Raw genomic sequence first — 11,874 nt, forward strand, 5'->3', positions numbered from 1 at the left:
CCTGACCTCACACGCCTGCTTTTTTCCTGCTGGGCGAGTAACAAAGGTAAAACATCCGCCGTCGGCAAATCCGGCAAAAATTAATTGGCTTGAAAAACAGTCTGCAAGACATCCCAAGAAGCTTTTTCCGAAAAAACTTTGCCCCCAGGCTTGCAGAAGGCAATTTTCCTGCCCTACCTTTGTATCACCAAAACGGAAAACGGCAACGCTTTCCGCCAAGCAAACGGTTTGGTAGTTCAGTTGGTTAGAATGCCGCCCTGTCACGGCGGAGGTCGCGGGTTCGAGTCCCGTCCAGACCGCGAACTGTTTGCAAAAAGGCCATTTCCAGCACGGAAATGGCCTTTTTTATTGTCCAAACAAAAAAGGGTGGCAGAAAGGGTGGCAGTCTGCCACCAGAAATCAAGCTTCCGAGGCGAGGTATTTGTGCACTGTGCCGACCGACACACCGGTGGCATCCGCAATTTTTCGCAGGCTCAGCCCCTCCCCTTTCAGCCGGCGCACCTCGGCCACGACGCTTTCATCGGTGGGCCGGCGGCCGTGCTGGTACTGCTCGCCGGCGGCTTCCACCTGCGCTTTCTTACGGGCCTGGCCCAGGCGCACGTTCTCGGAGTGGCGCTGGTTGCGATAAGCGGCGGCCCAGGCAATGATGGCGCGGTAGAGGTCGCGCATGGGGCCGGTGGTGTTGAGCAGCGGCTCGTGGTAGCTCCAGAAGCTGACGTTGCACTGGTCGAGTGTGGCCAGGTGCCCGAACACGGCCTCGATGCCCTCGGAGCTGAAGCGGTCGAGCGCCGTCACGCGTACCAAGTCGAAGCGCCGCTTTTTGGCATCGGCCAACAGTTGCTGAAACTGGCGGCGGGTGGCCTTGCCGCCGGATTCCTCGTCGACGTACTCTTTTATAATAGTATCACCGGCGCGCTCGGTCTCGCGGCGTAGCAGCAGGAGTTGGTTTTCGGGGTTTTGGTCTTTGTCAGACGTCGATACCCGGGCGTAGAGAGCTACCCGCGTCAGTTGGTGTGTCATGGTCAGGGAAGACAAATTTCTTGGCTAGCTGCAGGATTACCGCATGGGCGGGGCCGAGCGTCGTTAGGTCTGCCGCCAATTGGTCAGCCGATACGTAGCCAGCCAGCGCTTTGAGTTGCTGCCTGGTGTATAGTTGAAAGGCCATAGACCATTCAGTGAAGCTGCGCCGACTCACGGCCTCATCAACCAGCTTCACGAGATGGAAATGGCGCGGGTCTTGCGTGATACGTGCGTAGAGCAGGTGTACGACTTCTTTCTCCCCCTCCAGCAACTGAATAAACAGCCCCTCTGAATACATCAGTACGCCTGTAATGTGCATTTGTTTATTCGCTTGCCGGGACTGCACGAGCAGCGACGCGAGTTCCTCGTCTGAAAATAACTGGTGCGCATAGCTCAGGTATATGAGGTGGTGCATTCGGGTAGAGAAGGCAGAAAAAGAGCGACAAATGTAGCGACCGCCCCTGTTCAAAATAGATTTCTTTTCTGAACACTTTTTCGACCCCGCGCAAAGGCCCCAAAAACGCGGTTTTTGGGGCCTTTTTTCAAGAGAGTAATTTGAACACTACTTCGGGCTCTTCCGGATGGCGGAGTCGAACTCGACCTGCTTGAGCTCTGCCGTGACTTTCCGGTGGCCGTGCACGTCGAAGTTCACCTGCAGCTGGCGCTGCCAGGACTCGACGCCAGCCAGGCGGCCGTTCATGGTGCGCATCTCGCCGAGCATGTCGGTGAGCAGGCCGGTGGTGGCGCCATCGGAGCCCAGGTCGGCGAAGACCTGGTCAACCGAAGCCGGGCCGGAGTCGCTGGTGCGGCCGCCGGTATAGAAGCCGCGCATGCGTTTGGCCTCCACCCACTCCTCGAAGGCCGCCACCTGCGGGTCTTGCCGCAGCCACTTCGGAATGACGTACTCGTCCTCGTGCACCACGCCGGCCACGGCAAAGCCGCTGCCATCGGTGAGCTTGCCGTTGCTGCCGATGCTGATGCCCGAGTACTCCATCATGGCGCTCCAGGGCGACACCCGCCGGCCAGTACCAGGTGAGACGACCATGCCGTCCCCAGTGGCACCGCCGGCGGCATAGCCTGGCATGTCGTTGAGATTCGAGATGGCCATCATGGTACGCCCCACGGCGAGCGCCGTCTGAATGCCACCCAGTATGATACCAGCGGCTCCCATCGACATGCCATTGGCCGGGTTCTCGGCCGAGTAGCGCCAGATGGAGGCCACTTCCTGGTAGCCATCCATTAGGATTTTCGCCGCCGACAAGCCCACGTACAAGGTATGGTGCTTTTTGCGCGCCTCCTCATCCTGCCCCAGCAGTTGGATACCTGTACTAATCACATCACCGGCGACCTTCACCCCATATTCCTGGAGTGCCTGCTTCTTTTTCTCCGCGTCCTGGACGTTCTTGATACTGGCCAGCGTACCCTTCTTTTCGGTTTCCGCCAGGGCTGACCGAATTTTCCGAGCTTCATCGGACTGGCCTTTGCCCGCTTTCTCCAGCAAGTCAAGCTGTTTCTGCAAGCCCTCCCGCTGCACCTCGTAAAGCTGGTCTTGGTAGGCTTGCTCGCTGAGCAGTCCGGCCTCCCGCATCACCTCCAGCGCCGACTCCTTACGGGTCATCGTCTCCTCGATGTCGCCGAGTATTTGCTTGAGATAGGCGTCTTGGAGCTTCTCTTTCTCATCCGCATCCTTCTTATCCCACTCGGCCTGCTTGGCGCGCATTTTCTCCTGCGCCTCCTCGTTAATCAGGGCAATGGCCGCGTTCCGTTCCTGCTCCGTGCCTTTCACCAGCAAGGCCTTGCGCATCGCGTCGAACTGAATTTTCGCCAACTCTGCCTTCCGCAGGTCGCCCTGCCGCATCACCGCCGCCTCGGCCAGGTTGTAGAGCATCTCCTGATGCCGGCGCTCGGCCTCCTCGGCTTCTTTGGCCGCTTTCTCCCGGTCAGCCTGGTCTTTCTTCAATTTTGCCAGCCGCTCTTTCTCCGCCTTGGCCTTGTCCTTGGCCGTCTGGCCGTCACCATCGGCATTACGCTTGGGCTTCTCCTCCTCCTCCATGGCCGGCTCTGCTGCGGCAGCTGCATCGGCCTCCGCGATTTGCTTATGGTACGCATCGAGAAAGGCCTTGCCTGCCCCGTTGCCCATATTCATAAACTCGGCCTTGGCTTCGGCGAAATTTCCCCGAAACGCGGCACTGATGATGCGCCCCACCGAGCCGAACGTGGCGAAGGCCGCCGCCTTGAAGCCTTCGAAATACGCCGGCGCATGCAGGAGCATATCGAAGAAGATTTGCAGCGGCGCCGTATAGGCTTTGAGGAAGGTGATGAGTTTCGGCGAGGCTACAATCCACTCCGTAATGCCACCTACTACCCAGCTGATGGCCTGGTAGAGCAGACGCGCCGGCGTCCAGATGAGCCGGAACATGGCGCCCAGGCCCTCACCTACGGCCTTGGCCGTGAGCCCTTCGCCACCGAAGATGCGCAGCTGCTGGCCCAACTTGACAAACGAAGTCCAGATTTCCTGCAGCGGCTGAAACAGCTCCTTGAACGTCACGACCAAGGACATGAGCAGCGTGTAGCCCACCGTTTTGGCTTGGTTGCCCAGCGTCGTCAGGCTGTTACTGGAGCCCTCGAACTCCTTGGCCAGCCCGTTCTGGGCGGCCGCCAGCTCCTGCTCCGACGCCAGCAAGGCTTGCTGCTGCCGGGTGTAGGTGTTCGTCGAGTCCACGAGCTCATCGATGCTAGTGCCCACGTTCTTCAGCGACTTCAGGAAATCGATGCCAGCGTCTTCGCCTGGGCCACCGAACACGTCGGCGATGACCGTCTGCAGGCGGTTGGCCGGCACATTTGTTTCGTCCATCTCCTTGGCTACCATGCGCAGGGCCTCGGTGGTGCTGAGCGTGCCCTTGTTGATGCCGTCGAAGATTTTCTGGGTGAACGGCTCGCCGAAGGCCGCTACCATGGCGTCGCTCGTGGTCGAGGTTTGCTCCCGAATCCGCAGGCCGAACTCCTTAATTACGTCGGCGCCCTTGTCGCTGAAGACGCCGGTGGTCACGGACTGCGAAATCACGGCAATGGCCTCGCTGGCGCTCAGGCCGGCCGCCTTGAACTGCGTGGGGTACTCCTTCACCTGGTCGAGAAACTCGCCGCTGGCATCGGCGCCGGCCAGGAAGCCCTGCGAAATCAGTCGTAGCGCCTCCTGCTGGCTGACGTCCATCTGCTTGCTGAGCGTATTGGCGGCCAGCAGCACTTCCTGATTTTCCTTGCCGAAGGTCTTGGCAATGCCGGCCACCTGCGCCGTGAGCGTGTCCAGCTGCGGGCCGGTGGCGCCGGTCAGGGTGTTGATGCTGGAGCGCAAGGTGAGAAACTCTTGGGTGGTTTCAGCCACAGCCTGGCCCACTTCCTTCACCACGTCGACGACGGCTTCCATGCCAACGGTGAGCCCGGCCGTGGCGAAGGCCTGCGCCCACACCGACGTGCTCTCCCCCACCTTGCCGGCCTCCTCTGACACTTCAGCGATGCGTTGCCGCATCTCCTTTAACTCTTTCGCCTTCGCCGCCCACCCGGGGTCGGTGCGCGAGAGTTCCTCCAGTTCACGCTCGAGCACGGCGGCCGCCTGCCCCATGTCCTTCATCGAGGCTGAGACTTTCTGCCCGTTCACCACGAGCTGGTGGTTGGACTCCCGCAATTCGTCCTGCTCCTGCTTGAGCTGGGCCTCCGACTTGCGGGTTTTCTCCATCTCGTCCCGGGCCTCGGCCATGCGCGCCTTCAGGTGCTGGAAATCGGCAATCATGGCGGCCCGGCCGGGGTCGTCCTGGCTGAGCTCGTGCAGCTGCTTTTCCAGCTGGCCGGCCGCGGCCTTCATCTCGTTGAACGAGGCGCCGGCGGCCTTGCCGGTGGCGATGGTCTGCTGGTTTTGCTGCGCCAGCTCGGCCGCAGCGACAGCCAACTGCTCCTCGCTTTGGGTGAGGCCGTTGACCTCCGCCGTGGTGGCGGCGATGCGCTGGCGCATCTCCTGCAGCTGCGCCACCAACGCGGCCCGGTTGGGGTCGTCGGCCGCAATCTTGCGCACCTGGTTGCTGAGCACTGCCGCGGCCGCCCCCATTTCCTTCAGGCTCGCGTTGGCCTTCTGGCCATTGACGACAATTTCTATCGTCCGTTCTTCGCTGGTCTTTGCCATCCCCTCTTCCTCCGTTGGTTAACTTAAAAGATAATTTCTGCTGCAGTGGTCGGCACGGCGGCCTCCGCGCTGGCCAGCATGACCTGGCCCCACAACTCGCTGGCCAGCTCGCTCAGGCGCTTGGTCTCGCGGCCCATCTGCTTGCTGAACCAACGCTTGGCCCGGCGCTCGTGCCGGAGCAGGCGGCCCTGGCCATCACGGCGCCGGCGATACTCGGCACCGTAGGCCTTGGTCACGCCGGCGGCCATGCCGCGGCCCACGCCCATGTCGACGAACATCCCGTGCACGGCGTAGCTGAGGCGAATCTTGAGCTCGTCGGCACCGGCGCTGCTGAGCAGCTCCCCCTTCAGCGAGTTGTACAGCTCCTGGGTGGAGCCGATTTTCAGGCGCTTGATGTTGGCGCGAAACTTCTCAATGCTGTATTTCAGCCAGGCCACGGCCAGGTCGCGCTCGTTGCGGGCGAAGGTCTCCGGCAAGACGCCATCGGGGGTGCGGCGCTGGCTCATAGCAGTTCGCGGTAGGTGATGGTGGCGCGCTGCAACGCGCTGGTGGCGCTGATGGTCAGGCTCACCTTTTCCCACAGGTGCAGGTGGTGGTCAAGCATTTCGGCGCGGCCCGGGTCGAGGGCCAGCAGGTCGGGCAGGCGGAACGCGGCCTCGTAGGTGTGCTGCACGGCCCGGCTCCGGAACGTGAGCCAGGCCGCGTGCCAGTCGGCTACCAGGTCGCCGGCCAGCAGCGAGTACTGGCCGACGATATGGCCGTCATAGCTGCGCGTGGCCGGCGAGCCCAGCGGGTACAGCGCGCCCAGGTTGTCGGCCTGCAGGCCGCGGTCGAAGAGCAGCCGCAGGCCCGCCTTGGAGGCCTCACCCGCGACGGCGCCGGCGGCCTCGATGGCCGGCAGCAGCCACGAGCGGCCCACGTGCTGCTCGTCGGTGGCGTAGACCAGGTGCAGCGTGCCGGCCGTGACCTCGATTTTCTCGCCGCCGGCACCGAAGCGGGCCTGCTGCCAGCTGCGGTCGAGGGTTTTGTCGAGCTCGTCGTCGCCCGCGGGCCGCAGCTGCAGCTCGAAGCCGTTGGTGTCGTTGGCCACAGTGGTCTGGCGCTGGCCGGCGCGCACCCGGTACTGGCGGCGGGCGGCCGCCAGCACGTCGCGCAGGGGCGTCAGGCGCAGCACCTGGCGCATCGTGTCGAAGTACAGCCCCAGGCAGAAAAGCTGCTGGAGCGCGATGAGCAGGTCCGGCACGGTCATGTCGGGCACGTGCTGTGCCAGTTCTAATTCCAAGGTACCCAGGCCCACCACGCGGTCGGAGTAGAGGACGAGTTGCTGGATTTCCGCATCCTCCACCCAGCTCCCCTCCACGGTGTAGCCGAAATGCGCCATGACCCGGCGCAGCAGCGGCACCAGGTAGAGCTGCGGGGCCAGCTGGGCGTCGCCCGGGTACACGCCGCCGGTGTAGTAGTTGAGCACGCCGTGGTAGCCGGCGGGAATTTGCTCCTCGTCATCACCGAAAAACAGGGCGTTGCGCACCGGCAGCAGGGCATAGTCAGCGGTGCTCGGCACGCGGCTGAAGGGCACGCTGCCCAGGGCAATGTCGGCCAGCTTGACGTCCTTAAGCTGCGTGGCCAGGTCGGCGGCGTCGGCCACGAAGTGGTAGCGCAGGCGCTGGGCCGGCACGTCGCACTCGCGGAACACGAGCTTGCCGCGGCGCCAGCGGGCACCGTCCACGTAGCAGTCGGCCGGCACCGGCGGCGGGCCGCCCGGGCCGCGGTAGCGGTCGGGAAAGCCCAGGCCGCGCAGGTTGGGGCGCGTCCACGGCAGGTCCAGGCTCTGGGTAATAGTGCCCGGGATGCTGTCGGTGCTGAAGTACGGGTTGCTGATTTCCAGGCGCAGGTCGGCACCGGGCAGGTCGAGCTCCTCGGCGGGGGCCAGGGTCACGAGGCGCATCATGGCTGGGCTCCTTCCCCGCCGGCGACCGACGCGATGGGCCGCCCGGCCGGCACCACCGGCAGCCGCGGGGTGAAGAGCGGCGACTTGGCCAGCTTAAACTCCAGCTCGAGCCGGCCCAGGCCCTGAGCCTCGTCGACGAGCGTCACGCTCTTGGCCGTGATGGTGCCCGGCCAGTACTGGCCGCCACTCTGCAGCAGCACGCGCTTGGAGAGCAGCAACTCCTGGTCGTGGAGCAGCTGCGCCCGGCGGCGCGGGGCCGTGGCCAGGCTCAGCTGGCCCTGCGCCGAGCGCTGCAGCGCCAGGCTGGTGCCCAGCAGCGGGTCGTAGCCGGGCGGCAGGCCGCGGTCGGCGTCCTCCGCCTCCACTTCCAGGGTACGCTTGGCCTCGCCCGTCACGGCCAGCGTGTTCCAGCCGCCCAGACTATTGAGGTACACGAAAAAGCGCTGGTAGGGATAGTACGCCTGGTCGAGCTGGTAGCGGCGCACCTCCGAGACGGGCACGTCGTTGAGGTCGCTCACCCATACGTCCCAGGCCACGACGCTTTTAGGGCCGGGGTCCAGGCCCGGCGGGTCAGTGAGTTGCAGTTGGGCGTAACCGGCCGGCAGGTGGTACACCTCGAAGCGGCTGACGCCGGTGGGCACTTCCTCGTGCCGGCGGGTCTGGGTGCTGCCATCGGCAAAGCGCAGGCGCACCCACTGCCGAAAACCGGTGAGGCTGGCCGTGAGCGGCATAAAGGCCAGGTACTCGGGCTGGGCCGGCAATACCTTCTTGTCGTTGGGCTCCCAGGTCAGGAAGGGCTTGACCTGCTGCTGGTAGGCCAGCCAGGCGCCGGTGGGGTAGTTCAGGAAGTCGAGCCCGCCCAGCACCACGTAGTGCTGCTGCTGCTGGCTGAGCGGCGCCGGCACCGGCGGCTCGCCAAACTTCTCGGCGTGCTTGAGGTAGAAGCGCCGGAAGTGCGCGCCGGCGCGTTGGATGCGGCCCTCGTTGAGCGCCGGCAGCTGCTCGCCCAGGTAGGCGTCGAGCAGGGCCTGCACGTCGAATACGGTGCGGCCGGCAGCGTCCGCCGGCTGCTCGGTTTCGGCCCCAATCTGCTCGTATTCGCCACTCAGGTACCCTTTCTCCACCCATACCTGGCACACAAACGAGAGGTTGGGCTTGGTGGCGGGGTCGAGCCGGTAGTCGGCGCCGGCGTCGAGGTAGAGCGTGACGGGGTTCAGGCTCCAGTAATAGCGGTAGGGCTCCACCACGACGCTCACCACGCGGGTGGCGCCGCGGGCATCGGTGACGGTGCAGGTGTAGGTGCCGGCGGCCAGGCCGGGCCGGGTGGCCGTGGTGGGGCCATCGGCCCAGGCGTAGGTATAGCCCGGCAGCCCGCCGCTGGGCACCAGCGTCACGTCGTCGCCGGTGCGCGCCACCAGCACGTCGAGGCGCGGGTCGGAGCCCACCACCACCTGCAGCACGGTGTAGGCGCCGCTGGCGTCGGTAATGGTACACAGGTAGGTGCCGTTGGGCACGTTGGAGCGCCCGGGCGTGGTGGGGGCGTTCGTATCCTGCCACACGTAGGTGTAGACGCCGGCATTGCCGTTCTCGGCAAAGACGAGGATGGAGCCGGTGGGCGAGCCGAAGATGGTGGCGTTGCTGATGGCGGCGTAGGCCACCACCGGACGGATAGTGGTCCGGTTGGCCACGACGGCAAACCGGTTAAACTCCGGCCAGTAATCCGTAAAGTCCAGGTCGTAGCTGGGCTGGTACACCGCCGCCTCCACGTCAAAGGCAAAGGTTCTATCGCCCCCAGGCACCGTCAGCTCGCGTTTGGCGGACACGACGTACGCCGCCGCCAGGTCCGTGCACACCCAGCGGATAGCGGCCAGCAGGCTGTCGACGTCCTGCGCCAGGTCAGGATAGCCCTTAAACTGGTAGAAGTCCATTCCATTCAGCCCATTGCGAATCATCTGATTCGAACCACCACGGGCAAAAGCCACCCAGGTGCCCCGCAACTTGAGGCGTACGGCGCCGCCGGCAACTAAGTCGTTGACCGAAAGGGTTAATTTAGCTAAACGTTCGCCGGGCATGTTACTGGAATTTAGCGGGGTTGTAGGTCAGGTCCTGGGTGGCGGTTTCGCGCCAGGTGAAGTGCATGCACACGCCGAAATACTGGTTGGCCAGCGGGCCGATGTGCTCGGCGTAGGCGTCGCCCACGCTGATGCGCACCTGGTAATTCTGCTGCTGCTCGTGCACCACGGCGGCCAGGATTTCCTCGGCAATGGCCTCGCAGGCGTCGATGGCGGCCTCGATGGCGCCCGTGTCGGTGGGCGACTCGCGGCGCAGCACCCAGAAGGCGCCCTGCGGCTGCCGGGTGAAATAATCCCCCTCGTTGTCGCCGTAGTCCAGCGTATAGTTTTGCAGCACGAACAGGGCCTGGCCGGCGGGCGCATTGAGCTTCGAGCGCAGGGAGTTGTGAAACTCGTGCAGGTCGAGCTGCTGGGCAATGGGGTCGCTGGCGATGCGCACGCGCAAAAAGCGGCTGTTGGCCTCGGTGGCCTGCAGCTCGACGTGGCGCTGGGCCAGGTCGCGGAAGAGCTGGGTGTAGGCGGAAAAACGCATAACGTACTTACGGATTGGTGGATTTGGCTTGCTGACGGAGGCGCTCGGCCTCCTGGGCATCGTCCTGGAGCTTGGCCAGGATGTCGCGCACGAGCTGCTGCTCGGTCTGTTGCAGGGTGCCAAAAATGCCGCCGGCCAGGTCGCGGGCGACTTTGGCCCAGCCGCCCTGCTGGGGGTCGGGCGCCTGCTCGTCCGGCGTGCGGAATACTTGCGGGAACTCCTGCACCAATTGCTCGCGGCACCCGCGGTACCAGGTGTACACCGCGAGCTTTTCGCTCAGGAGCTTGCCCTTCAATCCAGCCGCCCGTTTGGCCACGTGCACCGGGTTGAACTCCTCGCGCCTATCGCCGGCGTAGTCGGGGGCATTGGGGCGGTAGGGCGTGCGCTCGGGGCGGTAGAGCACGCCCACCAGCTGGTCGAGGTAGTCGGTGCGGCTCAGGTCCTGGCTGAAGGCCACGAAGTAGGCGTCGGCGAAAATGAACTCCAGCATTCTCACGTTGCGGAAGTTCTCCCGGGGCGCCCACCAGCGCGCGCGGCCCGGCGCCTGCAGCGTGGGGACGAGTTGCTTTATGAGGCGCACCTCATCGACAAACGGGTCGGCCAGCCACAGCACCTGGGCCAGCTGCACATTGGTCAGTTCCAGCAGCTGGTTCCAGCTTACCTGCAGCAGCACGCGCAGCACTCGCAGGCGCAGCTGCGTGGGCGAGTCGGCCGGCGAGTAGAGCGCCGGCACCAGCTCCAGCAGCAGCGGCCGGGTAAGCTCATTCCACTCGGCCGGCACCTGCCGGGTGTGGCCATCTAGTTCTACAGTATGCACAGCAGGAAGCAGTTGTTTTAACAAAGCTCCGCTGCTACCCTAACCGGAAAAAGGACACTAAAAAGCTGCTATCCTTGCCCCATCAACGCAGTCGTGAGAAACTGTGTTGGTGAATGAAAAAGAAAGGCCCCGACTTCGGTCGGGGCCTTTTTCGTTACAGGCAGGTCGGCAAAGCCGGGGAAATCGCTGCTAACACTTCCGGACCATCGGCCCAAAGCATGGAGGTCACGCTCCTCCCCGGCCGTATGGATTGTATTTCCCGAAAGTGTTAGCGGGGCGAAGATACCACAAACTATAGCAGCCAGCGGCCGCGCACCAGGCGGTTGAGCCCGAGCAGGGCCGCTACGACGGCCAATACCCACCAGGGAAACGAGCGCGGCGGCTGCACCTGCTCGGCATGCGCGCCATGGCCAGTGGCCACCGGCGCCTTGGCCTTGCCCACGGTGCTGGCCACGGCGCCCTCGCCGGCGGCGACGGAGGCCCGCGGCTTGGTGAGGGCCACGGCGCCGGGCGCGGTGGCCACCGCACTGTGCTTGATTTTAACGGTCGTGGGCAGCACACCGGCGCGAGCCAGGTTGGTGGCCTGAGCCCGCTGCCACTGCCGGCGCTGGCGGGGCGTGGAGCCGGCCGGCGGCGGTACTAGGTACGCCGGCAGCTGCGCGGCGGTCGAGTCGGCGATGGCCAGGCAGGTGCTCAGCGGGTCGAGGCCGGGCTCGGAGGCCTGGCGCGAGCCGGCGCAGCTGCCGAGCAGCAGCAGGGCCAGGCTCAATGGAAGAAGTGCGCGCATAGTCGTTAGGCGAGGCGGTATTCGATGGACTGGCCACCGGCACGAATGGCGCCGATGATGGCCGCGTAGAGCTTGACGTAAGTGCGGCGCGAGTTGAGCACGGCGGCCTGATGGCCGATGGTGCCGTGCTTCTCGCCGACGATATAGCAGCCGGCGGTGTCGTCGTCGGTGTTGCCCCAATGCAAGAGAATGAGGCGCTTCTCCAGGCTGCCCTTCACCCAAATCAGGTCGTGCGGCTTGTAGAGCAGCTTCTCGGCCGATTTGAGCTGCAGCCAGGCAGCACGCTCGATGAGGTTCACGCCGTCCCGGGTATAAAACGAGGTGCTGAAGGCCGGGCTCTGGCGCAGGCCCAACGGGTAGGTGCCCAGCGGCACGCAGGTTTCGGCGTACACTTCGCGGCCGGCGGGCCGGGCCTCGTCCTCGATGCCGGCGCAGTAATCAGCGGCTCTGACGAAGAGGCGTGAAAGGGTCCAGTCGGCGGCAGAAGGCTGCCGCACGACGGTAAGTAGTTGTTTCATCGGACA

Annotated in this window: 10 protein-coding genes and 1 tRNA gene; 1 reads left to right on the forward strand and 10 read right to left on the reverse strand. The window is 64.5% G+C overall.

The genetic code is table 11. From position 1 onward, the window contains the following. Positions 1-225 precede the first annotated feature (225 nt). Positions 226-299 (forward strand) — tRNA-Asp (locus Q5H93_RS14650). A gap of 100 nt (positions 300-399) precedes the next feature. Here Q5H93_RS14650 and Q5H93_RS14655 read toward each other — a convergent pair. The 10 genes from Q5H93_RS14655 to Q5H93_RS14700 form a co-directional block, all read right to left on the reverse strand. Next, positions 400-1,020, reverse strand: coding sequence for a recombinase family protein (locus tag Q5H93_RS14655; RefSeq protein WP_305007316.1), 621 nt, complete (start codon positions 1,018-1,020; stop codon positions 400-402). Next, positions 968-1,435, reverse strand: a complete 468-nt coding sequence (locus Q5H93_RS14660) for a BLUF domain-containing protein (RefSeq protein ID WP_305007317.1) — start codon at positions 1,433-1,435, stop codon at positions 968-970. The genes Q5H93_RS14655 and Q5H93_RS14660 overlap by 53 nt, the downstream gene beginning before the upstream one ends. Positions 1,436-1,582: 147 nt before the next feature. Beyond that, a complete protein-coding gene (locus tag Q5H93_RS14665; protein ID WP_305007318.1) occupies positions 1,583-5,194 on the reverse strand; it encodes a phage tail tape measure protein in 3,612 nt (1,203 codons plus the stop codon). A 23-nt stretch (positions 5,195-5,217) separates the two neighbouring features. After that, a complete protein-coding gene (locus tag Q5H93_RS14670) occupies positions 5,218-5,700 on the reverse strand; it encodes a hypothetical protein (RefSeq protein ID WP_305007319.1) in 483 nt (160 codons plus the stop codon). After that, positions 5,697-7,142: a hypothetical protein gene (locus tag Q5H93_RS14675; protein WP_305007320.1), complete on the reverse strand. Its 1,446-nt coding sequence runs from the start codon at positions 7,140-7,142 to the stop codon at positions 5,697-5,699. Before Q5H93_RS14675 ends, Q5H93_RS14670 begins: the two co-directional genes overlap by 4 nt. Next, positions 7,139-9,214 carry a hypothetical protein gene (locus Q5H93_RS14680; RefSeq protein ID WP_305007321.1) on the reverse strand — a complete coding sequence of 692 codons (2,076 nt, stop codon included), beginning with the start codon at positions 9,212-9,214 and terminating at the stop codon, positions 7,139-7,141. Before Q5H93_RS14680 ends, Q5H93_RS14675 begins: the two co-directional genes overlap by 4 nt. Before the next feature lies 1 nt (position 9,215). After that, positions 9,216-9,746, reverse strand: a complete 531-nt coding sequence (locus Q5H93_RS14685; RefSeq protein WP_305007322.1) for a hypothetical protein — start codon at positions 9,744-9,746, stop codon at positions 9,216-9,218. Between the two features lie 7 nt (positions 9,747-9,753). After that, a complete protein-coding gene (locus Q5H93_RS14690; RefSeq protein WP_305007323.1) occupies positions 9,754-10,563 on the reverse strand; it encodes a hypothetical protein in 810 nt (269 codons plus the stop codon). Positions 10,564-10,855: 292 nt separating this feature from the next. Beyond that, positions 10,856-11,350, reverse strand: coding sequence for a hypothetical protein (locus Q5H93_RS14695; protein ID WP_305007324.1), 495 nt, complete (start codon positions 11,348-11,350; stop codon positions 10,856-10,858). Between the two features lie 5 nt (positions 11,351-11,355). Then, complete coding sequence (locus Q5H93_RS14700; protein WP_305007325.1) at positions 11,356-11,868, reverse strand: DUF5675 family protein; 513 nt, start codon at positions 11,866-11,868, stop codon at positions 11,356-11,358. Between the last annotated feature and the right edge of the window lie 6 nt (positions 11,869-11,874).

This window comes from Hymenobacter aranciens, from assembly GCF_030580865.1.
In the GTDB taxonomy this organism is placed as follows: domain Bacteria; phylum Bacteroidota; class Bacteroidia; order Cytophagales; family Hymenobacteraceae; genus Hymenobacter; species Hymenobacter aranciens.

What these genes read in the sequence shown, in the direction of transcription:
- Q5H93_RS14655 (WP_305007316.1), bottom strand. Translation starts at nt 1,020, where the DNA reads ATGACACACCAACTGACGCGGGTAGCTCTCTACGCCCGGGTATCGACG.
- Q5H93_RS14660 (WP_305007317.1), bottom strand. Translation starts at nt 1,435, where the DNA reads ATGCACCACCTCATATACCTGAGCTATGCGCACCAGTTATTTTCAGAC.
- Q5H93_RS14665 (WP_305007318.1), bottom strand. Translation starts at nt 5,194, where the DNA reads ATGGCAAAGACCAGCGAAGAACGGACGATAGAAATTGTCGTCAATGGC.
- Q5H93_RS14670 (WP_305007319.1), bottom strand. Translation starts at nt 5,700, where the DNA reads ATGAGCCAGCGCCGCACCCCCGATGGCGTCTTGCCGGAGACCTTCGCC.
- Q5H93_RS14675 (WP_305007320.1), bottom strand. Translation starts at nt 7,142, where the DNA reads ATGATGCGCCTCGTGACCCTGGCCCCCGCCGAGGAGCTCGACCTGCCC.
- Q5H93_RS14680 (WP_305007321.1), bottom strand. Translation starts at nt 9,214, where the DNA reads ATGCCCGGCGAACGTTTAGCTAAATTAACCCTTTCGGTCAACGACTTA.
- Q5H93_RS14685 (WP_305007322.1), bottom strand. Translation starts at nt 9,746, where the DNA reads ATGCGTTTTTCCGCCTACACCCAGCTCTTCCGCGACCTGGCCCAGCGC.
- Q5H93_RS14695 (WP_305007324.1), bottom strand. Translation starts at nt 11,350, where the DNA reads ATGCGCGCACTTCTTCCATTGAGCCTGGCCCTGCTGCTGCTCGGCAGC.
- Q5H93_RS14700 (WP_305007325.1), bottom strand. Translation starts at nt 11,868, where the DNA reads ATGAAACAACTACTTACCGTCGTGCGGCAGCCTTCTGCCGCCGACTGG.